This window comes from Nocardioides flavescens (assembly GCF_009823805.1).
GTDB classification, from domain to species: Bacteria; Actinomycetota; Actinomycetes; order Propionibacteriales; family Nocardioidaceae; genus Nocardioides; species Nocardioides flavescens.
In genome coordinates, this window is the sequence record NZ_WUEK01000002.1 from 388,233 (window position 1) to 411,132 (window position 22,900).

The 22,900-nt window shown below is 72.2% G+C and carries 21 protein-coding genes and 1 tRNA gene; 11 read left to right on the forward strand and 11 right to left on the reverse strand.

What is annotated here, in order from left to right; translation table 11 throughout:
• Nucleotides 1-2: 2 nt before the first annotated feature.
• Both GRQ65_RS04555 and GRQ65_RS04560 read right to left on the reverse strand, forming a co-directional pair.
• Nucleotides 3-209, reverse strand: a complete 207-nt coding sequence (locus GRQ65_RS04555; RefSeq protein WP_160875556.1) for a hypothetical protein — start codon at nucleotides 207-209, stop codon at nucleotides 3-5.
• A 131-nt stretch (nucleotides 210-340) separates the two neighbouring features.
• A tRNA-Leu gene (locus GRQ65_RS04560) sits at nucleotides 341-429 on the reverse strand.
• 79 nt (nucleotides 430-508) lie between these two features.
• Here GRQ65_RS04560 and GRQ65_RS04565 point away from each other — a divergent pair.
• On the forward strand, nucleotides 509-1,822 hold the full coding sequence (locus GRQ65_RS04565; RefSeq protein ID WP_160875558.1) for a M20/M25/M40 family metallo-hydrolase: 1,314 nt from the start codon (nucleotides 509-511) through the stop codon (nucleotides 1,820-1,822).
• 104 nt (nucleotides 1,823-1,926) lie between these two features.
• On the opposite strand, the gene GRQ65_RS22090 is transcribed toward GRQ65_RS04565, so the two are convergent.
• Nucleotides 1,927-2,160, reverse strand: coding sequence for a DUF5703 family protein (locus GRQ65_RS22090; RefSeq protein WP_202387346.1), 234 nt, complete (start codon nucleotides 2,158-2,160; stop codon nucleotides 1,927-1,929).
• Nucleotides 2,157-3,101, reverse strand: a complete 945-nt coding sequence (locus GRQ65_RS04570; RefSeq protein WP_160875560.1) for an aldo/keto reductase — start codon at nucleotides 3,099-3,101, stop codon at nucleotides 2,157-2,159. Before GRQ65_RS04570 ends, GRQ65_RS22090 begins: the two co-directional genes overlap by 4 nt.
• Nucleotides 3,102-3,166: 65 nt before the next feature.
• Between GRQ65_RS04570 and GRQ65_RS04575 the strand changes: the two genes are divergently transcribed.
• Complete coding sequence (locus GRQ65_RS04575; RefSeq protein WP_160875562.1) at nucleotides 3,167-3,991, forward strand: undecaprenyl-diphosphate phosphatase; 825 nt, start codon at nucleotides 3,167-3,169, stop codon at nucleotides 3,989-3,991.
• A gap of 106 nt (nucleotides 3,992-4,097) precedes the next feature.
• Here the strand turns inward: GRQ65_RS04575 and corA are convergent, their stop codons facing one another.
• A complete protein-coding gene (gene corA, locus GRQ65_RS04580; protein ID WP_160875563.1) occupies nucleotides 4,098-5,078 on the reverse strand; it encodes a magnesium/cobalt transporter CorA in 981 nt (326 codons plus the stop codon).
• A gap of 51 nt (nucleotides 5,079-5,129) precedes the next feature.
• On the opposite strand from corA, the gene GRQ65_RS04585 reads away from it, so the two are divergent.
• The 4 genes from GRQ65_RS04585 (at nucleotide 5,130) to mshC (ending at nucleotide 8,609) form a co-directional block, all read left to right on the forward strand.
• Nucleotides 5,130-5,858, forward strand: a complete 729-nt coding sequence (locus GRQ65_RS04585) for an MSMEG_4193 family putative phosphomutase (protein WP_160875565.1) — start codon at nucleotides 5,130-5,132, stop codon at nucleotides 5,856-5,858.
• Nucleotides 5,859-5,867: 9 nt separating this feature from the next.
• Nucleotides 5,868-6,443 carry a DUF3090 domain-containing protein gene (locus tag GRQ65_RS04590; RefSeq protein ID WP_160875567.1) on the forward strand — a complete coding sequence of 192 codons (576 nt, stop codon included), beginning with the start codon at nucleotides 5,868-5,870 and terminating at the stop codon, nucleotides 6,441-6,443.
• Between the two features lie 10 nt (nucleotides 6,444-6,453).
• Nucleotides 6,454-7,236 carry an SCO1664 family protein gene (locus GRQ65_RS04595; RefSeq protein ID WP_160875569.1) on the forward strand — a complete coding sequence of 261 codons (783 nt, stop codon included), beginning with the start codon at nucleotides 6,454-6,456 and terminating at the stop codon, nucleotides 7,234-7,236.
• Between the two features lie 128 nt (nucleotides 7,237-7,364).
• Entirely contained in the window at nucleotides 7,365-8,609 is a 1,245-nt protein-coding gene (mshC, locus tag GRQ65_RS04600; protein WP_160875571.1) for a cysteine--1-D-myo-inosityl 2-amino-2-deoxy-alpha-D-glucopyranoside ligase, read from the forward strand.
• 175 nt (nucleotides 8,610-8,784) lie between these two features.
• On the opposite strand, the gene GRQ65_RS04605 is transcribed toward mshC, so the two are convergent.
• Entirely contained in the window at nucleotides 8,785-9,633 is an 849-nt protein-coding gene (locus GRQ65_RS04605) for a PAC2 family protein (RefSeq protein ID WP_160875573.1), read from the reverse strand.
• 123 nt (nucleotides 9,634-9,756) lie between these two features.
• On the opposite strand from GRQ65_RS04605, the gene metH reads away from it, so the two are divergent.
• Nucleotides 9,757-13,521, forward strand: a complete 3,765-nt coding sequence (gene metH / locus GRQ65_RS04610) for a methionine synthase (RefSeq protein ID WP_337191491.1) — start codon at nucleotides 9,757-9,759, stop codon at nucleotides 13,519-13,521.
• Nucleotides 13,514-14,191, forward strand: a complete 678-nt coding sequence (locus GRQ65_RS04615) for an HAD family hydrolase (protein WP_237447657.1) — start codon at nucleotides 13,514-13,516, stop codon at nucleotides 14,189-14,191. The genes metH and GRQ65_RS04615 overlap by 8 nt, the downstream gene beginning before the upstream one ends.
• Before the next feature lie 2 nt (nucleotides 14,192-14,193).
• Here the strand turns inward: GRQ65_RS04615 and GRQ65_RS04620 are convergent, their stop codons facing one another.
• The 5 genes from GRQ65_RS04620 to GRQ65_RS04640 all read right to left on the reverse strand — a co-directional run bounded on the left by GRQ65_RS04620 (nucleotide 14,194) and on the right by GRQ65_RS04640 (nucleotide 18,722).
• Nucleotides 14,194-14,811, reverse strand: coding sequence for a response regulator transcription factor (locus GRQ65_RS04620; protein WP_160875577.1), 618 nt, complete (start codon nucleotides 14,809-14,811; stop codon nucleotides 14,194-14,196).
• Nucleotides 14,808-15,959, reverse strand: a complete 1,152-nt coding sequence (locus GRQ65_RS04625; protein ID WP_160875579.1) for a histidine kinase — start codon at nucleotides 15,957-15,959, stop codon at nucleotides 14,808-14,810. The genes GRQ65_RS04620 and GRQ65_RS04625 overlap by 4 nt, the downstream gene beginning before the upstream one ends.
• 26 nt (nucleotides 15,960-15,985) lie before the next feature.
• Complete coding sequence (locus GRQ65_RS04630; RefSeq protein ID WP_160875581.1) at nucleotides 15,986-16,726, reverse strand: ABC transporter permease; 741 nt, start codon at nucleotides 16,724-16,726, stop codon at nucleotides 15,986-15,988.
• Nucleotides 16,723-17,733: an ABC transporter ATP-binding protein gene (locus tag GRQ65_RS04635; RefSeq protein WP_160875583.1), complete on the reverse strand. Its 1,011-nt coding sequence runs from the start codon at nucleotides 17,731-17,733 to the stop codon at nucleotides 16,723-16,725. The genes GRQ65_RS04630 and GRQ65_RS04635 overlap by 4 nt, the downstream gene beginning before the upstream one ends.
• Before the next feature lie 101 nt (nucleotides 17,734-17,834).
• Nucleotides 17,835-18,722: a PD-(D/E)XK nuclease family protein gene (locus GRQ65_RS04640; protein WP_160875585.1), complete on the reverse strand. Its 888-nt coding sequence runs from the start codon at nucleotides 18,720-18,722 to the stop codon at nucleotides 17,835-17,837.
• Nucleotides 18,723-18,786: 64 nt separating this feature from the next.
• Between GRQ65_RS04640 and GRQ65_RS04645 the strand changes: the two genes are divergently transcribed.
• The 3 genes from GRQ65_RS04645 (at nucleotide 18,787) to arc (ending at nucleotide 22,872) form a co-directional block, all read left to right on the forward strand.
• Complete coding sequence (locus GRQ65_RS04645; protein ID WP_337191492.1) at nucleotides 18,787-19,932, forward strand: site-2 protease family protein; 1,146 nt, start codon at nucleotides 18,787-18,789, stop codon at nucleotides 19,930-19,932.
• Nucleotides 19,933-19,989: 57 nt separating this feature from the next.
• Nucleotides 19,990-21,003, forward strand: a complete 1,014-nt coding sequence (locus tag GRQ65_RS04650; RefSeq protein WP_160875586.1) for a tRNA (adenine-N1)-methyltransferase — start codon at nucleotides 19,990-19,992, stop codon at nucleotides 21,001-21,003.
• Between the two features lie 117 nt (nucleotides 21,004-21,120).
• Nucleotides 21,121-22,872 (forward strand): proteasome ATPase, encoded by a 1,752-nt coding sequence (gene arc / locus GRQ65_RS04655; RefSeq protein ID WP_160875587.1) that lies wholly within the window; start codon nucleotides 21,121-21,123, stop codon nucleotides 22,870-22,872.
• Nucleotides 22,873-22,900: the final 28 nt, after the last annotated feature.

A 22,900-nucleotide genomic window follows, 5' to 3' on the forward strand; every position in this document is an offset into this window, starting at 1 on the left:
CGTCAGCCGTCCGAGCGGGTCGCGGCGATCTGAGCTCGGTGGTGGCGACGCCTGCGGGCCCACTGGGCCCCGGAGCACACCGCCGCGAGGAGCACCGCGTACCACGTCACTTCGCCGCCCACCGCAAGCGAGACGACACCGGAGACCGTGAACAGCGCGACGACCGTCACGAGCAGCGGAGGGTCCCATTCAACGGCGCGATGGAGCACGACGAAGAGGGTCCCACAGTTCGCAGCCGCGGACGGGCGTGCGATCGGGTGTCGCACCGCTCCGTGCAGGGGCGAAGATGCTCCAGCAACGAACGAACCCTCGGCCTGATCTGTGGGCCGAGGGTTCTCGCTGGTGTCCGAGGGGGGACTTGAACCCCCACGCCCGATAAAGGGCACTAGCACCTCAAGCTAGCGCGTCTGCCAATTCCGCCACCCGGACGAGTGCGGTCGAAAACTTAGCAGGCACCTCGCCCACACACCGCATCGAGGTCCCTCGTGTCGCGTGACATGCTCGGGACATGGCTGACAGCGACCGTACGACGGGCTCGGGCGAAGCGGAGGTCGTCGAGCTGTGCCGCGACCTGATCCGCTTCGACACCAGCAACTACGGCGACGACTCGGGCCCGGGGGAGCGCAAGGCGGCCGAGCACGTGGCGGCGCTGCTCGACGAGGTGGGCATCGAGAGCCGGCTCTACGAGTCCGAGCCCGGCCGCACCTCGCTGGTGGCCCGGTGGGGCGGCAACGAGGGCGACGGGCTGCTGCTGCACGGCCACCTCGACGTGGTGCCGGCCGCCGCCGAGGACTGGCGCGTGGACCCGTTCTCCGGCGAGGTCGAGGACGGCTACCTGTGGGGCCGCGGCGCCGTCGACATGAAGGACTTCGACGCGATGCTGCTGGCCACGGTGCGCCAGCGCCAGCGCGAGGGGCGCGTGCCGAGCCGACCCGTCACGCTGTGCTTCACCGCCGACGAGGAGGCCGGCGGCCACCGCGGGGCGCAGGTGCTGGTCGAGGAGCACGCGGAGGAGTTCGAGGGCGTCACCGAGGCGGTCGGCGAGGTCGGCGGCTTCTCGGTCACCGTGCGCGACCAGCGCGTCTACCTCGTCGAGGCGGCCGAGAAAGGCATGGCCTGGATGAAGCTGACGGCCCGCGGCACCGCCGGCCACGGGTCGATGATCAACCGCGACAACGCCGTCAGCCGCCTCACCGCGGCGGTGGCGCGCCTCGGGGCCTACGAGTGGCCCGTGCGGCTCACGCCGACCATGCAGGTGCTCCTCGCGACCATCGGCGACCTCGCCGGCACCGAGGCGACGCCCGAGAACGCCGCCGACCTGGTGCAGGAGTTCGGCGGCGCCGCCCGGATGCTCGGCGCGGTCATCAGCAACACCGTCAACCCGACCCAGCTCCAGGCCGGCTACAAGGTCAACGTCGTGCCGACCGAGGCCACCGCGCACGTCGACGGCCGGTTCCTGCCCGGCTACGAGGACGAGTTCTTCGACACCGTGCGCGAGCTGCTCGGCGACGGCATCGACCTGGAGTTCCTCTCCCACCAGCACCCGTGGGAGACGCCGTACGACGGCGCCCTGGTCGACGCGATGCACCGCTCCGTGCTGGCCGAGGACCCGGGGTCGATCGTGGCGCCGTACCTCATGAGCGGCGGCACCGACGCCAAGCACTTCCGCAAGCTCGGGATGCGCTCCTACGGGTTCGCACCGCTGCGGCTGCCCGCCGACCTGGACTTCACCGCGCTCTTCCACGGCGTGGACGAGCGGGTGCCCACCGACGCGTTGGAGTTCGGCGTGCGGGTGCTCGACCGGTTCTTGGACGAGATCTAGCCACGCCGGTGGTCGAGGAGGCCCGCCAGGACCGTCTCGAAGCCACGTCACGGAGTGTGGTCTCAAGACAGGACTTCGTCCTTCCTCAACCACCGTGGGTCAGCTCAGGCGGTGCGGACGGCCTTGATGATCCGGCGGCGCAGCAGCACCCGGCGGGTGCCGTCGGCGGAGATCTGGACCCGGTCGAGCTCCCAGCCGCCGTGCTCGGCGCGGGCGACGAGCAGCTTGGTGACGACGTTGCGGGGGAAGCCGCGCTCGAAGGTCACCTTGTCGAACTCCCACTCGACGCCGGGGCCGATGCGGGGGCGGCCCTTGCGGTGCTCGGGTGCGCGGCTCATCGCCCCTCCGAGACGTCGTCGAGGGCCTGGGTGAGCTCGGGTGGCAGGGTGCGCTCCTCGCTGGCCAGGGCGGCCTGCAGCTGCGCCGTCGTGCGGGCGCCCACGATCGGGGCGGTGACACCCGGGCGGTCGCGCACCCAGGCCAGGGCGACCTCCACCGGCGTCCAGCCGAGCCCCTCGGCCGCGCGGACGACGGCCTCGACGACCTGCGAGCTCGACTCGTCGCGGTAGGGGTCGACGAAGGCCGACATCTCCGAGGCACCGCGGGAGTCCGACGGGGTGCCGGAGCGGTACTTGCCGGTCAGGACCCCCCGACCGAGGGGCGACCAGGGCAGCAGCCCGAGGCCGAGCTCCTGCGCGGCGGGCACGATCTCGTGCTCGACCGAGCGGTTGAGCAGGGAGTACTCCACCTGCGTCGAGACCAGCGGGGCGCGCCCCGGCGCGGAGCGCTGCCAGGTCGCGGCCTGCGCTGTGCGCCAGCCGCTCCAGTTCGAGATGCCGACGTACGACGCCCGGCCGGTCGCGACCGCGGTGTCGAGGGCGGCCAGCGTCTCCTCGAGCGGCGCGGAGTCGGACCACACGTGCACCTGCCAGAGGTCGACGTGGTCGACGCCGAGGCGGCGCAGCGAGGTGTCGAGATGGGTGAGCAGCCCGCGGCGCGAGGTGTCGGCCACGCGCCCGGACCGGCCGTAGCCGAAGCCGCCCTTGGTGGCGATCACCAGCTCGTCGCGGGGGAACTCGCGCAGCAGCGAGCCGAGCAGCTCCTCAGACGCACCGCCGCTGTAGACGTGGGCGGTGTCGAGCAGCGTGCCACCCGCGGCGACGAACGCCGTCAGCTGCTCGCGGGCCACGTGCTCGTCGGTAGCCCCGCCCCAGGTCATCAGCCCGAGGCCGAGCCGCGAGACGCGCAGTCCGCTGGCCCCCAGAACGCGTTCCTGCATGGCCTCAAACCTAGTGGTCCCGCCGAAAGGGTGGTCGGAGCGCCACACCCGTACGCTGTCCGCCCGTGGGTGACTTCCTCCAGGCGGTGGTCCTGGGCCTGATCCAGGGGCTGACCGAGTTCCTCCCGATCTCGAGCAGCGCGCACCTGCGCATCTACCCGGAGCTGTTCGGGTGGGGCGACCCCGGTGCGGCGTTCACGGCCGTGATCCAGATCGGCACCGAGCTCGCCGTGCTCATCTACTTCTGGTCCGACATCTGGCGGATCTTCACGACCTGGCTGCGCTCACTGTGGCGCCCCGAGCTCCGCGGGCACCTCGACGCCCGCATGGGCTGGTACATCATCGTCGGCTCGGTGCCGATCGTCGTGCTGGGCGTGGCGCTCAAGGACGTCATCGAGTCCAACTTCCGCAGCCTGTGGCTCATCGGCACCACGCTGATCGTGCTCGGCATCGTGCTCGGCATCGCCGACCGGGTCGGGCGCACCGACCGCACGATCCGCCAGATCACCTTCCGCGACGCGGTGCTCATGGGCCTGGCCCAGGCCTGCGCGCTGATCCCCGGCGTCTCCCGCTCCGGAGCGACGCTGTCGATGGGCCGCTTCCTGGGCTACGACCGCGAGGCCGCGACGCGCTACGCCTTCCTGCTCGCCATCCCGGCGGTCATCGGCGCCGGCGTCTTCCAGCTCAAGGACATCCCGGGCTCGACCAACCCCTACGGCTGGGGCCCCACGATCGTGGCGACGGTCGTGTCCTTCGTCGTGGGGTACGCCGCGATCGCGTGGCTGCTGCGCTACGTCAGCACCAACTCCTACACTCCGTTCGTCGTCTACCGGGTCGCGCTCGGCACGCTCACGCTGGTCCTCGTCGCGACGGGCGTCCTCGCCGCCTGACCACTCACCGGTGGGTGAGGAGGCCGGCTACGGCCGTCTCGAAACCACTCGACCCCGGCCGTGGTCTCGAGACAGGACTTCGTCCTTCCTCAACCACCGGTGCAGCTCAGAGCCAGCCGGACCGCTTGAAGAAGAACCAGAGCCCGCCCGAGATCGCACACATCAGCGCGACGGCCATCGGGTAGCCGAAGGTCCAGCTCAGCTCGGGCATGTGGGTGAAGTTCATGCCGTAGATCCCTGCGATCAGCGTGGGCGCCGCCGCGAGCGCGACGCCGGCGGAGATCTTGCGCATGTCGTCGTTCTGCTGCACCGCGATCCGCGCCAGGTGGGCGTCGAACGCCGTCGACAGCAGCCCGTCGAGGCTGTCGACGATGTCGGCGGTCTGGTTGAGGTGGTCGAGCACGTCGCGGTAGAACGGCGCCGCGCCCGGCACCATCCCGTGCACCGTGCCGGTGGCGAACTTGCGCAGCGGCTCGCGCAGCGGCATCACCGCGCGGCGCACCTCGGCGATCTCGCGCTTGAGGACGTAGATGCGGTTGGAGTCGTCGGTGCGGGCCGCCGAGAACACCGACTCCTCGATCTCGTCGACGTCGATCTGCAGCTCGTCGACGACGTCGACGTAGGCGTCGACCACGGTGTCGCACACCGCGTAGAGCACCGCCCACGGGCCGTGGGTGAGCGTGGTCGTGTCGGTCTCGAGCCGCTCGCGCGCCGAGTGCAGCTCGGAGCCGCGGCCGTGACGCACGGTCACGACGAAGTCGCGGCCGGCGAACAGATTGATCTCACCGGTCTCGACGGCGTCGTCAGCGTCGACGTACCAGAGCGTCTTGAGGGTGAGGAACAGGCTGTCGTCGTACTTCTCCAGCTTGGGCCGCTGGTGGGCCTTGAGGGCGTCGTCGACGGCGAGCGGGTGCAGCCCGAACGCCGCCGCGACCTCGTGCAGCTCCTGGGCGCTCGGCTTGTAGAGCCCCACCCAGACGAAGTCGTCCTCCTCCTCGACCTGGGCGCGCAGGCGGTCGTACTCGTGCGGGAAGCACTCGACCTCCACCCGCTTGCCGTGGCGGTAGAGGGCGCTGTCCACGATCACCGGCCCACGGTAGCCGCCGGGAGGCGTGCCGGTGGCCCGTAGGCTCGCAGCGTGGCGACGGTGATCCTGGTGCGGCACGGCCGCACCACGGCCAACAGCTCTGGAGTGCTCGCCGGTCGTACGGCGGGCGTGCGGCTCGACGAGACGGGGGTCGGGCAGGCGCAGCGCACCGCCGAGCGGCTCGCGGTGGTGCCGCTGACCGCGGTGGTGACGAGTCCGCTCGAGCGCTGCCGGCAGACCGCCAAGGCGATCTTGAAGGCCCAGACCGGCGAGCCGCTGACCGCCACCGAGCGCGGCATCACCGAGTGCGACTACGGCGAGTGGCAGGGCCGCTCGCTGAAGGACCTCGCCAAGGAGCCGCTGTGGAAGACGGTGCAGGCGCAGCCCTCGGCCGTGACCTTCCCGGGCGGGGAGTCGATGGTGACGATGCAGTCGCGTGCCGTCTCGGCGGTGCGGCGCCTCGACGCGGCGTACGAGGCGGAGCACGGGCCCGGCGCGGTGTGGGTGGCCGTCAGCCACGGCGACATCATCAAGTCGGTGCTGGCGGACGCGCTCGGCATGCACCTCGACCTGTTCCAGCGCATCCACGTCGACCCGGCGTCGGTCTCGATCGTCCGCTACACCGACGCGCGTCCCTACGTCGTCTCCAGCAACACCCACGCCGGGGACCTCTCGTGGCTCAAGCCACCGGCCAGGAAGGGACGGTCGAAGAAGGCGTCCCAGGACGCGGCGGTGGGCGGGGGCGCAGGTCCCTCGGGGGCCGCTGGGGGAGATGTCTAAGGTGGCGACATGCCGCTGATCCACGCATTCGACCCGCCGGAGCGCTTCGTCACCGGCACGGTCGGCCCGCCCGGTGGGCGCACGTTCTTCCTGCAGGCGCGCAGCGGCACGCGCCTGACCAGCGTGTCCCTGGAGAAGCAGCAGGTCGCCGCGCTGAGCGAGCGCATCGACCAGCTGCTCGACGAGGTGATGAGCAGCGACTCGACCGAGTCGGTCGTGCCCGCCGTCGCGCCCCTCGGCCTCGACGACACCGACCCGCTGGAGCAGCCGATCGAGGAGGAGTTCCGCGCCGGCACCATGACGCTGTCGTGGGACCCGGACGACGAGCGCGTCGTGATCGAGGTGTTCCCGTGGACCGAGGCGGCCGTCGTCAGCCCCGACCAGCTCGACGAGGAGCTCACCGAGCCCGAGCCCGACGAGGTCCTGCTGGTGCGCCTGGACGCCGGCGCCGCCCGCGCCTTCGTCAAGCGCGCCGAGCAGGTGCTCGAGGCCGGGCGCCCGAGCTGCCCTTTCTGCGGCAACCCGGTCGACCCGGAGGGCCACCTGTGCGTGCGGGCCAACGGCTTCAAGCGACGGGATCCGTGAGCGCTCGTCCGTGAACGCACCGAGCCGTGAGCTCGCCGAGGGCGAGCTGAGCCTGCAGGGCCGGATCATGCCGGCCTCCAACGCGACGTTCCTGGGCGTCGTGGGTGAGGGCGAGGACGCGCCCAAGGTCGTCTACAAGCCGATCTCGGGGGAGCGGCCGCTGTGGGACTTCCCGCACGGCACCCTGGCCGGCCGCGAGGTCGCGGCCTACCTCGTCTCCGAGGCGAGCGGGTGGGACGTCGTCCCGCCGACCTGGCTGCGCGACGGTCCGCACGGGCCGGGGATGGTGCAGCTGTGGCGCGAGCCCGATCCCGACCAGGCCGCCGTGGACCTGGTGCCCGAGGGGCAGGCGCCGCGCGGTTGGAGGCACGTCTTCGACGGCATCGACGGCCGCGACCAGCCCGTCTCGCTGGTCCACGAGGACACCGCCCCGCTGCACCGGATGGCCGTGCTCGACGTCGTCATCAACAACGCCGACCGCAAGGGCGGCCACGTGCTCGAGATGGCCGACGGCCACCGGCACGGGGTGGACCACGGCGTGACCTTCCACGAGGAGCACAAGCTGCGCACCGTGCTCTGGGGCTGGCTCGGTGAGCCGATCGACGAGGACGAGCTCGCCGTCGTCCAGCGCCTCGGCGTCGAGCTCTCCGGTCCGCTGGGTGAGGCGCTCGCCGCGCACCTCACCGACGAGGAGATCCTCGCGGCGGCGAAGCGGTGCCGCCGCCTCGTCGACCGCGCCGTCATGCCCGCGCCGCGCGGGTCGATGCCGGCGATCCCCTGGCCGCCGTTCTGATCACGCAGCCGCCAGCGAGTGACGAGCTGCGGCGTGGCGGGATCAGGTCGAGCATGGCCTCCGGCCGAGGCACGAGGCCGGAACGGCCGGGTCGAGACCTGGGGACGAGGACGTCTAGGCTCTCCACCATGCGTGCGTGGTCGGCTCCCGACGTCCCCGAGCTGCCCGAGAAGGGCCCCGAGGTGTCGCTGTTCGACACCGCGAGCGGTGAGAAGGTGCCGGTGGTGCCGGCCGACGGTCCGGCCCGGCTCTACGTCTGCGGCATCACCCCCTACGACGCCACGCACATGGGCCACGCGGCGACGTACGTCGGCTTCGACCTGCTGAACCGGGCCTGGCGCAGCGCCGGGCACGACGTGGTGTTCGCCGAGAACGTCACCGATGTCGACGACCCGCTGCTCGAGCGCGCCGAGAAGGTCGGCGTCGACTGGACTGAGCTCGCCGAGCGCGAGACCGAGCTGTTCCGCCAGGACATGACGGCGCTGCGGGTGCTCCCGCCCGACCACTTCACCGGCGCGGTCGAGTCCATCCCGCTCGCGGTGGCGCTCATCGAGCGCCTCCAGGAGTCCGGCGCGGTCTACCGCGTCGAGGACGACCTCTACTTCTCGGTCACCGCCGACCCGGCGTTCGGCGACGAGTCTGGCTACGACCGCGACACGATGCTGCGCCTGTTCGGCGAGCGCGGTGGCGACCCCGAGCGCGAAGGCAAGAAGGACCCGCTCGACTGCGTCGTCTGGCGCGGCCCGCGCGACGGCGAGCCCTCGTGGTCGTCGTCGGTCGGCGAGGGCCGCCCCGGCTGGCACATCGAGTGCGCCGCCATCGCCCGCGAGCATCTCGGCGAGGCCTTCGACGTGCAGGGCGGCGGGAGCGACCTCGTCTTCCCGCACCACGAGATGTGCGCCGGGCACGCCCAGGTCGCCTCGCCCGGCGTCCCGTTCGCGCGGGTCTACAGCCACGCCGGCATGGTCGGCTACGACGGCGAGAAGATGTCGAAGTCGCGCGGCAACCTCGTCTTCGTCTCCGCGCTGCGCAACAGCGACGTCGACCCGATGGCGATCCGACTGGTGCTCCTGCGCCACCACTTCCGCTCCGACTGGGAGTGGACCGACGCCGAGCTCTTCGACGCCGTCGACACCCTCGCCGACTGGCGCCGCGCCCTCTCGCTCGGCGCGGGTGCCCCGGCCGCGCCGCTGATCACCGAGGTGCTCGCCGCCCTGGCCGACGACCTCGACGCCCCGCGCGCGGTCGCCGCCGTCCAGGGCTGGGTCGACGCCACCCTCGGCACCACCGGCCACCTCGCCGACAACTCCGACGAGCACGCCGCCCTCCAGGTCCACGCCCTCCTCGACGCCGCCCTCGGCCTCGCGCTCTGAGGCGTCCCGGCGGCCAGTTTCACCGGGTACCCGGTGAAACTGGCGCTGACCTGACGAAACTTCGTACGGGAAGCGTGAGTTCCCAACCAGCAGTTCGCCCCGCGCCGGGCCTCACGCCGGTTTCACCGCCTAGACGGTGAAACCGGCGTCGACGCCGACGCCGCCGCTGGTGGCCTCAGTCCTTGTCGTTGCGCCGCTTGAGGTAGCGCTCGAACTCCCGGGCGATGGCCTCGCCGGAGGCCTCGGGGAGGTCGGTTGTGTCGCGGGTCTCCTCGAGCGAGCGGACGTAGTCGGCGACGTCCTCGTCCTCCTCGGCGAGCTCGTCGACCCCGCGCTCCCAGGCGCGGGCGTCCTCGGGCAGGTCGCCGAGGGGGATCGAGATCTCGAGGAGGTCCTCGATCTGGCCGAGCAGGGCCAGCGTCGCCTTGGGGCACGGCGGCTGGGCGACGTAGTGGGGGACGGCGGCCCAGTACGACACCGCGGGGATGTCGAGCAGGCCGCAGGCGTCCTGGAGCACGCCGACGATCCCGGTCGGGCCTTCGTACGTCGACTCCTGGAGCCGCAGCCGGTCGACCAGCTCGGGCTCGGTGGCGGTGCCGGAGACGGGGATGGGGCGGGTGTGCGGGACGTCGGCGAGCAGGGCGCCGAGCGTCACGACGAGCTGGCCGCCGAGGTCGTCGCAGGCGGCGAGCAGCTCGGCGCAGAACATCCGCCAGCGCATGTTGGGCTCGATGCCGCGCAGCAGGATGATGTCGCGGTCGAGGTCCGGCGGCGAGGCGATCGCGATCTGGGTGCCGGGCCAGGTGATGCGCCGCATCCCGGCGGGGTCGGTGCCCACCAGCGGGCGCGTCACCTGGAAGTCGTAGTAGTCCTCGGGGTCGATGTTGCCGACGACGCGTGCGTTCCAGACCTTCATGAGGTGGTCGACGGCCGAGGACGCGGCGTCCGCGGCGTCGTTCCAGCCCTCGAAGGCGGCGATGACGACCGGGTCGACGAGGTCGTCGGTCTCCGCGAGCTCGATCACGCTTCCACCCTACGCAGCCGATCGGGATTCGCTGGTCGCGACCGCCCGGTGCCACGATGTGGGAATGCAGTCCACCCCTCGGACGCTTCCAGCACGATGGACGAGGACGACCGAGGAGGACGAGTGACCGACGCGCACGACAGCGTTCACGACCGGGCGCAGGAGCAGCGCGACTGGCGCCCCGACGCCACCGAGGCGCTCACCCGGGCCCTCGAGGAGCGCATCCTCGTCATCGACGGCGCGATGGGTACGGCGATCCAGCGCGACCGCCCGTCCGAGGCGGGCTACCGCGGCGAGCGGTTCGCCGACTGGCCGAGCGACCTGCAGGGCAACAACGACCTGCTGACGCTCACCCAGCCCGCGATCATCGAGGCGATCCACCGCGAGTACCTCGAGGCCGGCGCCGACCTCATCGAGACCAACACCTTCAACGCCACCGCCGTGTCGCTCGGCGACTACGGCATGGCCGAGCTCGCCTACGAGCTCAACCTGGAGTCCGCCCGGCTCGCCCGCTCGGCCGCCGACGCCGTCTCGACGCCCGAGCGGCCGCGCTACGTCGCGGGCGCGCTCGGTCCGACCACGCGCACCGCCTCGATCTCGCCCGACGTCAACGACCCGGGTGCGCGCAACATCTCCTTCGACGAGCTCGTCGCGGCGTACTCCACCTCGACACGGGGCCTGCTCGACGGCGGTGCCGACGTGCTGATCGTCGAGACGATCTTCGACACCCTCAACGCCAAGGCGGCGATCTTCGCGATCGAGACCGTCTTCGAGGAGTGCGGGCGCCGGTGGCCGGTCATCATCTCCGGCACCATCACCGACGCCTCCGGTCGCACCCTGTCGGGCCAGACCACCGAGGCCTTCTGGAACTCCGTGCGCCACGTGAAGCCGATCGCCGTCGGCCTCAACTGCGCGCTCGGCGCGAAGGAGATGCGTCCCTACATCGCCGAGATGTCGCGCATCGCCGACACGTTCGTCTCGTGCTACCCCAACGCCGGGCTGCCCAACGCCTTCGGTGAGTACGACGAGGCCGCCGAGGAGACCGCCGCGGTCGTCTCGGAGTTCGCCGACGCGGGGTTCGTCAACCTCGTGGGCGGCTGCTGCGGCACCACCCCGGCCCACATCGCCGCGATCGCTCGCGCCGTGGCCGACAAGCCGGGCCGTGAGGTGCCGGTGGCGGAGCCCGCCACGCGCCTGTCCGGCCTCGAGCCGTTCACGATCAGCGACGACAGCCTGTTCGTCAACGTCGGCGAGCGCACCAACATCACCGGCTCGGCGCGCTTCCGCAACCTGATCAAGGACGGCGACTACGACACCGCGCTCACGGTCGCGGCCCAGCAGGTCGAGAACGGCGCTCAGGTCATCGACGTCAACATGGACGAGGGGATGATCGACGGGGTCGCGGCGATGGACCGCTTCCTCAAGCTGGTCGCCTCCGAGCCCGACATCAGCCGGGTGCCGGTGATGGTCGACTCCTCGAAGTTCGAGGTCATCGAGGCCGGCCTCAAGAACGTCCAGGGCAAGCCGGTCGTCAACTCGATCTCCATGAAGGAGGGCGAGGACGCCTTCCGCGAGCACGCCCGTCTGTGCCGCAAGTACGGCGCCGCCGCGGTCGTGATGGCCTTCGACGAGGACGGCCAGGCCGACAACCTCGCCCGCCGGATCGCGATCTGCGAGCGGGCGTACCGGATCCTGGTCGACGAGGTCGACTTCCCGGCCGAGGACATCATCTTCGACCCCAACGTCTTCGCCGTGGCGACGGGCATCGAGGAGCACGCCTCCTACGGTCGCGACTTCATCGAGGCGACCCGCTGGATCAAGCAGAACCTGCCCGGCGCCAAGGTCTCCGGCGGCATCTCCAACGTCAGCTTCAGCTTCCGCGGCAACAACCCGGTGCGCGAGGCGATCCACGCGGTCTTCCTCTTCCACGCGATCGAGGCCGGTCTCGACATGGGCATCGTCAACGCCGGTGCGCTGGTCGTCTACGACCAGGTCGACCCCGGGCTCCGGGAGCGGATCGAGGACGTCGTGCTCGACCGGCGTCCCGACGCCGCGGAGCGGCTGCTCGAGATCGCGGAGTCCTACAACCGCAAGGGCGAGGAGGCCGAGGCGGCCGCCGAGGAGTGGCGCTCGCTGCCGGTCGAGGAGCGGATCACCCACGCCCTGGTCAAGGGCATCGACGGCCACGTCGAGGCCGACACCGAGGAGCTGCGCACCCTCATCGAGGGTCGCGGCGGACGCCCGATCGAGGTCATCGAGGGCCCGCTGATGGCCGGCATGGACGTCGTCGGCGACCTGTTCGGCAGCGGCAAGATGTTCCTCCCGCAGGTGGTGAAGTCGGCGCGCGTGATGAAGAAGGCGGTCGCCTACCTCATCCCGTTCATCGAGGAGGAGAAGCTCGCCAACCCCGAGCTCGCCACCGCCAAGGAGACCAACGGCACGATCGTCATGGCGACCGTCAAGGGCGACGTCCACGACATCGGCAAGAACATCGTCGGCGTCGTGCTGCAGTGCAACAACTACGAGGTCATCGACCTCGGCGTCATGGTGCCGGCGCAGAAGATCCTCGACACCGCCCAGGAGGTCGGCGCCGACATCATCGGCCTGTCCGGGTTGATCACCCCCTCGCTCGACGAGATGGTGAACATGGCCAGCGAGATGCAGCGCCTGGGCCTCGACATCCCGCTGCTCATCGGCGGCGCCACCACCTCGCGCGCCCACACGGCGGTCAAGGTGGACCCCAAGTACGACGGTCCGGTCGTCTGGGTCAAGGACGCCTCGCGCTCGGTGCCGACGGCTGCGGCCCTGCTGTCCGAGGACCGTCGCCCGAAGCTGATGGCCGACGTCCAGCAGGACTACGACGCGCTGCGCGCCCGCCACGCCGGCAAGCAGGAGCGCCCCAAGCTCAGCCTTGAGCAGGCCCGCGCCAAGGCCACCCCGGTCGACTGGAGCAGCTACGAGCCGCCGGCGCCCGCCCAGCGGGGCGTGCACGTGCTCGACGACTACGACCTCGCCGAGCTGCGCGACTACATCGACTGGCAGCCGTTCTTCAACGCCTGGGAGATGAAGGGGCGCTTCCCCGACATCCTCAACAACCCCGCCACCAGCGAGGTCGCGCGCAAGCTGTACGACGACGCGCAGGAGATGCTCGACCAGATGATCGCCGAGAAGTGGATCACCGCCCGTGGCGTCTACGGCTTCTGGCCGGCCAACGCCGAGGGCGACGACGTCGTGCTCTACGCCGACGAGGAGCGCACCGAGCGGCTCAGCGTCCTCCACACGCTGCGCCAGCAGGGGGAGCACCGCGACGGGGTCCCCAACCGGGCGCTCTCCGACTTCGTCGCGCCCGCCTCGAGCGGCCTGCCCGACCACGTCGGTGGCTTCGCCGTCACCGCGGGGATCGGGCTGCAGGAGCGCGTCGCGGCGTACAAGGCCGACCACGACGACTACAACGCCATCCTCATCGAGGCGCTGGCCGACCGGCTGGCCGAGGCCTTCGCCGAGCGCCTGCACGAGCGGGTGCGCACGGAGTTCTGGGGCCACGAGACCAGCGAGCGGCTCTCCAACGAGGACCTCATCGCCGAGCGCTACCGCGGCATCAGGCCCGCGCCGGGCTACCCGGCGTGCCCCGACCACACCGAGAAGCTCACGCTGTGGTCGCTCATGGACGTCGAGGCCAACGTCGGCATCGAGCTCACCGAGTCGATGGCGATGTGGCCGGGCGCGTCGGTCTCCGGCGTCTACTACATCCACCCCGACTCGCAGTACTTCGTCGTCGGTCGGCTCGCCCGCGACCAGGTCGCGGACTACGCCGAGCGCAAGGGTTGGAGCCTCACCGAGGCCGAGAAGTGGCTCTCGCCCAGCCTGGGGTACGACCCCGATGACTAACCCGAGCACCGAGGGCCTCGCTGCCGTCCTGTGGGACATGGACGGCACCCTCGTCGACACCGAGCCGTACTGGATCGACACCGAGTACGCCATGGCCGAGCGCTACGGCGGGACCTGGACCGAGAAGGACGCGATGCAGCTGGTCGGCAACGACCTGGTGTCGTCGGGTGTCTACATCAAGGAGCGGATGGGCCTGTCCCAGTCGCCGGAGGAGGTCGTCGAGGAGCTCCTCGACGGCGTCGTCGAGCGCCTCGCCGCCGGGGTGCCCTGGCGACCCGGCGCGCGGGAGCTCCTGACCGAGCTCACCGGAGCCGGCGTGCGCCTGGCCCTCGTCACGATGTCGTACGCGCGGTTCGCCGCCCCGATCCTGGCGCAGCTGCCGCCCGAGACGTTCCGCGTCGTGGTCACCGGCGAGCAGGTCGCCAACGGCAAGCCCCACCCCGAGCCCTACCTCACCGCCGCCGCGGCGCTGGGCGTCGACCCGGCGCGGTGCGTCGCGATCGAGGACTCCGGCACCGGCGCACGCTCCGCCGAGGCCGCCGGCTGCACCGTGCTGGTGGTCCAGAACCACGTGCCCGTCCCCGACGGGCCCCGCCGCGTCTTCCGCGACACCCTCGAGGGGCTGAGCGTCGCCGACCTCGCGGCGCTGGAGTCGGAGCTGCTGGGCTGACCTCAGATCCAGCCCATCCGCCGCGCGATGGCGCAGGCCTCGTGGCGGTTGGCGGCGCCGAGCTTGGCGACGGCGTTCGACAGGTAGTTGCGGGTCGTGCCGGGGGAGAGGTGCGCGCGCTGGGCGATCTCCTCGACCGGGGCGCCGCCGTCGGCGAGCTCGAGCACGTCGGCCTCCCTCGGCGTGAGCGGGCTGTCGCCGGCCGCGATGGCCTCGGCGGCGAGCTCGGGGTCGACGTAGCGCCCTCCGCCGTGCACGGTCCGGATGACCTCGGCCAGGGTGCGGGCCGACGCCGTCTTGGGCAGGAACCCCGAGACCCCGGCGGCCAGGGCGCGCTTGAGGTGGCCGGGTCGTCCGTGGCTGGTCACGATGACGACCCCGGCGCCCGGCAGCTGCGTCGCGAGCGCCTCCGCCACGGCGATGCCGTCGAGCCCGGGCATCTGCAGGTCGAGCACGGCGACGTCGACGGCGTGCTCGACCGCGGCCGCCAGGGCCTCGTCGCCGCCGGCGGCCTGCGCGACGACGTCGAGGTCGTCCTCGAGGTCGAGCATCTGCGCGAGCGCGGTGCGGATCAGGTGCTCGTCGTCGGCGAGCAGCAGGGAGATCGTGGGCGCGCTCATGCGGCTCCTCCGGTGGGCAGGTCGACGCGGACGACGAACTCGGAGCCGTCGCGCTCGGCGTGCAGAGTGGCACCGAGGGCGGCGAGGCGCTCGCGCAGGCCGACCAGCCCGCGGCCGTCGCTGCCGCGCGAGCCGGGAGGGGCGGTGACGCCGTCGTTGCGGACCTCGACCACGCCGTCGTCGGTCCACCGGATGGTCACGAGCGTCGCCCGGGAGTGGCGCAGGACGTTGGTGACGCTCTCGCGGACGACCCACCCGGCCGCCTCGTGCCAGGCCGGGTCGAGGCCCGTCGTGTCGACGGAGGTGGCGATGCCGGCGGCCTGCAGGAGGGAGCGGGCCCCGTCGAGCTCCCGCTCGAGGGAGGTGTCGCGGTAGCCGCGGGCGAGCTCTCGCGCCTCGCGCAGGGCGTCGTGGGCGTGCTCGCGCACCTCGAGCATGCGAGCCGCGGCCCGCTCGTCGCCCCGCTCGGCGAGCGTCGCGGCGAGCTCGGCCTGCACGGCGATGGCGGAGAGGTGGCGCCCGAGCACGTCGTGCACGTCACGGGAGAAGCGCAGGCGCTCCTCGGCGACGGCGAGCTCGCCCTGGGCCGTGCGGGAGCGGTCGACCTCGACGACCACGCCGAGCAGCCAGAGCGAGGCGCGCACGGTGAAGACGAAGAACAGCGTCGTGCCGAGGGCCACGAGCGCGACCCACGCTCGCCCGGTGAGCACCGTCGGCACGAGCGTCGCGCCGACCACCACTGCGGCCGCGATGCGTCGGTCGGTGAGCCCCACGAGGGCGATGACGGTGACGCCCCAGGTCGTGAGACCCAGGACCCGGCCCGGTCCCTCGGGGAGCGCGATGCAGGCACCCGTCGAGACGACGGCCACGGCGAGCAGGGCACCCACGGGCCGCCACGGCACCGGGGCCGCAGCGGGGTAGAGGTCCATCACCGCCCGCAGTGCCCGCGCGGCGACCAGGGTCACGACGAGCGACGCGCCGAGCACGACCGCGAGCGCGCCGCCTCCGTCGGCGATGCGGTCGGAGCCGCTCAGCAGCAGGAAGACCGGGGTGCCGTACAACAGCACGAGCAGCGACTGGCGGGTGTAGGCCTCGACGCGCTCGACCTGGCTCAGCCGCGCCCAGCGCGGCCAGAGGGAGCGGGACACGCGCACCAGTCTCCCCGACGGCCCGCTCAGACCCGCGGCTCCCACCGCATCGACCGGCGGGCGAGCGAGACGGCGACGACCCCCCAGGCGGCGAGCACGACCAGCGGCTCGACGGCGTCGCCGACCCCGCCCGCGCCGTACCAGCCCGTGCGGACGAGCTCGTACATCGCGCCGCCGGGGGTGGCCTCCAGCACCTGCGCGACCCGGTCCGGGACGGCCGCCACGAGCGTCCCGGCGACGGCGAGGACCATGACGGGCACGCTCGTCATCTGCCCGGCCTCGGCGTTGCGGGTCCAGGCGGCGGTCCAGAAGGCGAGGGCCGCGAAGACCACGGACGAGACGAGCGCGCCGAGGAGGTAGACGGCGGGGTTCGACGGGAGGGGCAGCCCCGCGACGAGCGAGACCGGCACGGTCACCACGGCCACCGCGAGCGCGATGGCGACACCGGGCAGCGCGATCGACAGCGCGATCTCGCGGTCGGTGACCTCCCCGGTGCGCAGGCGCTTGAGCACCAGCTCGTCGCGGCGGGTCACCACCTGGGAGAGCACGTTGTAGAAGACCGGGAACAGCACGGCCATGAGCAGCACCGAGGTGACGGCGTTGGCCCCGGCCGCGTCGGAGGCGCCGCCGCTCGCGAAGACGATGACCATCGGCACCAGTGGCATCACCAGGGCGTAGAGGAACGTCGTGCGGTTGCGCACCAGCAGACGGGCGTTGGCCTTCGTCAGCGCCAGGGTGCGGCGCACCGGCGGGGCGAGCGTGCTCATCGGGACTCCTCGGTGGTGGTCTCGGTGGGGGTATCGGTGCTGGTCGGGTCGGTGGTGCGGCCGGCGATCTCGAGGAACACCGACTCCAGGCTGGCGGTCTCGGCGCGCAGGTCGTCGAGGCGCACGGCGTGCTCGTCGGCCCAGACCAGCAGCCGGTGCAGGGCGGCCTGCACGTCGTGGGTGCGGACGGTGGTGTGCGGCCCCCGGCTCGAGACCTCTCCGAGGAGTGGCGGGAGGTCGAGGGCGGTGCCGGTCGCGTCCAGCGGCGTGGCGAAGCGGACCGTCGAGGGGTGCCCCTCCACGATCTCGGCGAGCGTGCCCCGGCGTGCGATCTGCCCGGCGTGCATCACCGCGACGTGGTCGGCGAGCTCCTCGACCTCCTCGAGGTGGTGGGTGCTGAACAGCACCGCCCTGCCGCGCTCGCGCAGGCGCAGGACGAGGTCCCACACGTCACGGCGCCGCTCGACGTCGAGGCCGGTGGTCGGCTCGTCCAGCACCACGACCTCGGGGTCACCCATGACGGTGCACCCCAGGTCGAGGCGGCGTTGCTCGCCGCCGGACAGCGAGACGACCCGGACGTCGGCGCGCTCGCCGAGCGACACCAGGTCGAGCACGTCGTCGACGGGCATCGGTGCGCGCAGCGTGCCGTGCCACATGGTCAGCACCTCGCGGACCGTGAGGTCGCCGGGGAAGCCGCTGCGCTGCAGCAGGACGCCCATCCGGGCCCGCACCGCGTCGCGGTCGGCGACCGGGTCGAGGCCGAGCACCCGCACGGTGCCCTCGCTCGGGGAGGCGAGGCCCTCGATGACCTCCAACGTCGAGGTCTTGCCGGCCCCGTTGGTGCCGAGCAGGGCGGTCACGGCCCCGGCCCGCACATCGAGGTCGACGCCGCGCACGGCGTGGTAGGCGCTCGCCCCGCGGCCGTAGCGGCGGTGCAGGCCCCAGACCTCGATGGCGAGGTCGGTCGTGGCCCCCGAGCTGGTGGACGTCGCTGCCGTGGTGGTCATGTCTCCACCCTCCGGGCTCGTCGGGGCGGGCGGCAGTGCACGCCGTCACCGCCTCCTGTGCACCTCGCACCAGGCGGCGATGACATCCGTCATGCCGGCTGTCACCTCGGCGCGCGGCGCCCGCGCACCCGCCGCCACGCCCGTCGTACGCCGGCCCGCAGGCGCGCGAGCGGCCCGGCCGACGCTGAGGTCGGTGCCACGACGGGCCACGGCAGCGCAGTGCCGCCCCAGGCCGGGCAGATGGCCTGGTGCGGGCACCAGTCGCACTGCTTGCCGCGACGCGGCTCGAACTCGCCGGTGCGCAGCGCCTCCTGGATCGCGGCCCAGATCGCCTCGACCTTGCGCTCGGTGGCGACGAGGTCGGCCTCGTCCGGGTCGTAGGTGAGGACCTGGCCCTCACCGCCGAGGTAGACCAGCTGCAGTCGCTTGGCCACCACACCGCGCGAGCGCCACAGGATGAGGGCGTAGAGCCGCAGCTGGAACAGCACCCGCGCCTCGTAGCCCTCGGCAGGGACCTTGCCCGTCTTGTAGTCCACCACTCTGAGCGCCCCGTCGGGCGTGGCGTCGAGCCGGTCGATGATGCCGCGCAGCCGCAGGCCGGAGGCCAGCTCGGCCTCGACGTAGGACTCCCGCTCGGCCGGCTCCAGCCGGGTCGGGTCCTCGAGGGTGAACCACCGCTCGACCGCCTCGTGGGCCGAGGCGAGCCACGGCACCTCGTCGAGGCGCCCGGCGACCTCGCGGGCCTCCTCCGAGCGCTCGCGCAGCGCGGCCCAGGCCGGCTCCAGCAGCGCGTGGGCGCGCTCGGGGGTGCGCTCCGCGGCGGGCAGGTCGAAGACGTCCTCGAGGACCTGGTGCACGAGGGTGCCGCGGACGGCGTCCGGCGAGGAGGTCTCGGGCAGGCGGTCGACGGTGCGGTAGCGGAACAGCAGCGGGCAGGAGACGAAGTCGCCGGCCCGGCTCGGGGAGAGGGAGGCCGGTGTCGTGGTCACACGGCGACCGTAGGGCCCACCACCGACAGCGGCGCGGCAGGCACCGGTCGGTTAGCGTTGCGGCGTGTCCGGACCGCAGGCGAGCCCCGAGGCGCCGCGTCCGCCCGGCACCATCCGGATCGGCACGATCGCGGGCAGCCCGGTGCTGGTGTCGTCCTCGTGGTTCCTCGTCGCGGCGCTGATCGCCGTCGTGGTCTCGCCGCGCGTCGAGCAGGTGCAGCCAGGTCTCGGCCTCGGCAAGTACGTCGTGGGCCTGGCCTTCGCCGTCGTGCTCTACCTCAGCGTCCTGCTCCACGAGGCGAGCCACGCGTTCATGGCGCGCCACTACGGCTTCCCGGTCTCGACGATCACGCTCCACTTCCTCGGCGGCGTCACCGCGATCGAGGCCGAGGCGGAGAAGCCGCGCCAGGAGTTCTGGATCGCGGTGGTCGGCCCGCTCACCTCCCTCGGCGTGGGACTCGGCGCCCTCGGTCTGTGGTTCGTGACCCCCGACGGGGTCCTGCGCCTCGTCGTCGAGGGGCTGGCCGGCGGCAACCTCCTCGTCGGCGTGCTCAACCTCGTGCCCGGCCTCCCGCTCGACGGTGGCCGGGTGCTCAAGTCGGCGGTCTGGAAGGCCACCGGCAGCATGCACCGAGGCACCGTCGTCGCCGCCTGGGGCGGTCGCGTCACGGCGTTCGCGGTGCTGCTCTACCCGTTCGTCCAGCAGTGGTTGTTCGGCATCGAGCCCGGCGTCGTCGACTTCGTGCTGGCCGTCGTCATCGGCCTGTTCCTGTGGAACGGCGCGAGTGCGACCCTGGCGCACGCCCGGGTGCGCCGGCGGTTCCCGCACCTGGTCGCCCGGCGCCTGGCCCGGCGCACCCTGTCGGTGCCCGAGGACCTGCCCCTGAGCGAGGCCGTGCGCCGCGCGCGCGAGGCCGAGGCGGGCGCGATCGTCACGGTCACCGGGAGCGGCCGGCCCGTCGGCGTGGTCAACGAGGCGGCGCTGACCGCGACCCCGGAGGAGCGGCGGCCCTGGCTGGCCACCTCGACCGTGGCCCGCAGCGTCGACGACGGGCTCACCCTGCCCGTCGGCATCGCTGGCGAGGACCTCGTGCGCGCCATCACCTCGACGCCGGCCAGCGAGTACCTCCTGCTCGACGACGACGGCTCGGTCTACGGCGTGCTCACGACCGCCGACGTCGACCGGGCCTTCCGCGACGCCCCGCGCTGACCGCGGTCCGCGCCGCCCCACCAGCACCTGCACACCCCACGAGGAGATCCCCACCCGATGCACGATCCCGCCCAGAGCCCGGTCCACGCGCAGGGCGACGCGCCCGCTGACGAGGAGGTCGACCCCGCCGCGTGGTCGGGTGTCCACCGCGGACCGCTGCGGGCCGGCGAGTGGGTGCGGCTGCTCGACGGCAAGGGCCGCCGGCACAACCTCTGCCTCGAGCCCGGCAAGCGCTTCTTCTCCAACCGCGGCCACCTCGACCACGACGAGCTGGTCGGGCGGGAGGAGGGGTTCACCGTGACCTCCTCGGCCGGCGGGGAATACCTCGTCTTCCGCCCGCTGCTCTCGGAGTTCGTCGTTTCCATGCCCCGCGGCGCGGCCGTCGTCTACCCCAAGGACGCCGCCCAGATCGTCGCGATGGCCGACATCTTCCCCGGCGCGCACGTCATCGAGGCCGGCGCCGGCTCCGGCGCGCTCACCTGCTCGCTGCTGCGCGCGGTGGGACCCTTCGGCCGCGTGACGTCGTACGAGCGGCGCGAGGAGTTCGCCGACGTCGCCCGGCGCAACGTCGCCCAGTTCTTCGGCGGCCCCGCAGGCGAGACCCACCCCGCCTGGACCCTCCACGTCGGCGACCTCGCCGAGGAGCTCGCCGGGTCGGGGCAGCGCTGCGACCGGATGATCCTCGACATGCTCGCCCCGTGGGAGTGTCTCGACGTCGCGGCCGACGCGCTTCGCCCTGGCGGCATCGTCTGCGCCTACGTCGCCACCACGACCCAGCTCTCCAAGTTCGTCGAGACGGTGCGCGTCCACGGCGGGTTCACCGAGCCGCAGGCGTGGGAGTCGCTCGTGCGCGACTGGCACGTCGAGGGTCTCGCCGTGCGCCCGGGGCACAAGATGATCGGGCACACGGCGTTCCTGGTCACCGCGCGGCGGATGGCGCCGGGGGAGCGGGCCCCGCTGAAGAAGCGCCGCCCCGCGCCGGGCGCCTACGGCCCCGACTACGACGGCCCGCGCCCTCCCGGCGTACCCGTGGAGACGGGCGTCGAGACCGGTGCGGAGACCGAGGAGTGAGACGCCAGCGGTCGCGGTGACGCAATCGTGACCGAGTTCGCGCCGACACCGCCGAGACAGCCCTTGGCCCGGCGTGTCGTCCGAGTAGGGTCGAGAGACCACAGGAGGTGACGCTCGATGACGTCGGACAGCGAAGCTCTCGGAGGTCGGACCCCCGACGAGCTGATCAGCCAGGTGCGGTTCCTCGAGGCCGAGGTCGGTGACCTCCGCCGGCGCCTCAGCGAGGCGCCGTCCGGCGGCTCACGGGGTCTCGAGCTGCGGCTCGCGGACACCCAGCGCTCCCTCGCCTCGGTCACGAGCCAGAACGAGCGGCTCGCCCAGACCCTGCGCGAGGCCCGCGACCAGATCCTCAAGCTCAAGGAGGAGGTCGACCGGCTCGCGCAGCCGCCGGCCGGCTTCGGCACCTTCCTCGGGCGCAACGACGACGACTCGGTCGACGTGTTCACCGGCGGGCGCAAGCTGCGGGTCAGCGTGTCGCCCAGCGTCGAGCTCGACGGCCTGCGCCCCGGTCAGGAGGTCATGCTCAACGAGGCGCTCAACGTCGTCGCGGCCCTCGAGTTCGAGGACGTCGGCGAGGTCGTGATGTTCAAGGAGCTGCTCGCCGGTGGCGAGCGCGCCCTGGTCATCGCCAACGCCGACGAGGAGCGCGTGGTCCGCCTGGCGCAGCCCCTGCTCGCCGACACCATCCGCGCGGGCGACTCGCTGCTGCTCGACTCGCGTGCCGGGTTCGTCTACGAGAAGGTCCCCAAGTCCGAGGTCGAGGAGCTCGTCCTCGAGGAGGTCCCCGACATCGCCTACGAGGCCATCGGCGGTCTCAAGGGTCAGATCGAGACCATCCAGGACGCCGTCGAGCTGCCCTACCTGCACCCCGAGCTGTTCAAGGAGCACGAGCTCAAGCCGCCCAAGGGCGTGCTGCTCTACGGTCCTCCCGGCTGCGGCAAGACGCTGATCGCCAAGGCGGTCGCCAACAGCCTGGCCAAGAAGGTCGCGGCCAGGACCGGCGCGGAGGGCAAGTCCTACTTCCTCAACATCAAGGGCCCCGAGCTGCTCAACAAGTACGTCGGCGAGACCGAGCGCCACATCCGCCTGGTCTTCCAGCGGGCTCGGGAGAAGGCCAGCGAGGGCACGCCGGTCATCGTGTTCTTCGACGAGATGGACTCGCTGTTCCGCACCCGCGGCTCGGGCGTCTCCTCCGACGTCGAGAACACCATCGTCCCGCAGCTGCTCAGCGAGATCGACGGTGTCGAGACCCTCGAGAACGTCCTGGTCATCGGCGCCTCCAACCGCGAGGACATGATCGACCCGGCGATCCTGCGCCCCGGGCGCCTCGACGTGAAGATCAAGATCGAGCGCCCCGACGCCGAGTCGGCGCGCGACATCTTCAGCAAGTACCTCACCACCCGGCTCCCGCTCCACGCCGACGACCTCGCTGAGTTCGGCGGCGACCGCGACGCGACCGTCGCGGGGATGATCCGGGCCACCGTCGAGCGGATGTACACCGAGACCGAGGAGAACCGCTTCCTCGAGGTGACCTACGCCAACGGCGACAAGGAGGTCCTGTACTTCAAGGACTTCAACTCGGGCGCGATGATCCAGAACATCGTCGACCGCGCCAAGAAGATGGCGATCAAGGACCTGCTCGACCACGACCAGAAGGGGCTGCGCGTCGCGCACCTGCTCCAGGCGTGCGTCGACGAGTTCAAGGAGAACGAGGACCTGCCCAACACCACCAACCCCGACGACTGGGCGCGGATCTCGGGCAAGAAGGGGGAGCGGATCGTCTTCATCCGCACCCTCATCACCGGCAAGCAGGGCACCGAGCCCGGCCGCTCGATCGACACGGTCGCCAACACTGGTCAGTACCTCTGACCCACCGCTGAGCACCTCCGGCCACGCG

Bases quoted from the DNA above. Each gene is read 5' to 3' on its own strand.
- GRQ65_RS04565 (WP_160875558.1), top strand. From the start codon at position 509: ATGGCTGACAGCGACCGTACGACGGGCTCGGGCGAAGCGGAGGTCGTC.
- GRQ65_RS22090 (WP_202387346.1), bottom strand. From the start codon at position 2,160: ATGAGCCGCGCACCCGAGCACCGCAAGGGCCGCCCCCGCATCGGCCCC.
- GRQ65_RS04570 (WP_160875560.1), bottom strand. From the start codon at position 3,101: ATGCAGGAACGCGTTCTGGGGGCCAGCGGACTGCGCGTCTCGCGGCTC.
- GRQ65_RS04590 (WP_160875567.1), top strand. From the start codon at position 5,868: ATGCCGCTGATCCACGCATTCGACCCGCCGGAGCGCTTCGTCACCGGC.
- mshC (WP_160875571.1), top strand. From the start codon at position 7,365: ATGCGTGCGTGGTCGGCTCCCGACGTCCCCGAGCTGCCCGAGAAGGGC.
- GRQ65_RS04615 (WP_237447657.1), top strand. From the start codon at position 13,514: ATGACTAACCCGAGCACCGAGGGCCTCGCTGCCGTCCTGTGGGACATG.
- GRQ65_RS04620 (WP_160875577.1), bottom strand. From the start codon at position 14,811: ATGAGCGCGCCCACGATCTCCCTGCTGCTCGCCGACGACGAGCACCTG.
- GRQ65_RS04630 (WP_160875581.1), bottom strand. From the start codon at position 16,726: ATGAGCACGCTCGCCCCGCCGGTGCGCCGCACCCTGGCGCTGACGAAG.
- GRQ65_RS04635 (WP_160875583.1), bottom strand. From the start codon at position 17,733: ATGACCACCACGGCAGCGACGTCCACCAGCTCGGGGGCCACGACCGAC.
- GRQ65_RS04650 (WP_160875586.1), top strand. From the start codon at position 19,990: ATGCACGATCCCGCCCAGAGCCCGGTCCACGCGCAGGGCGACGCGCCC.
- arc (WP_160875587.1), top strand. From the start codon at position 21,121: ATGACGTCGGACAGCGAAGCTCTCGGAGGTCGGACCCCCGACGAGCTG.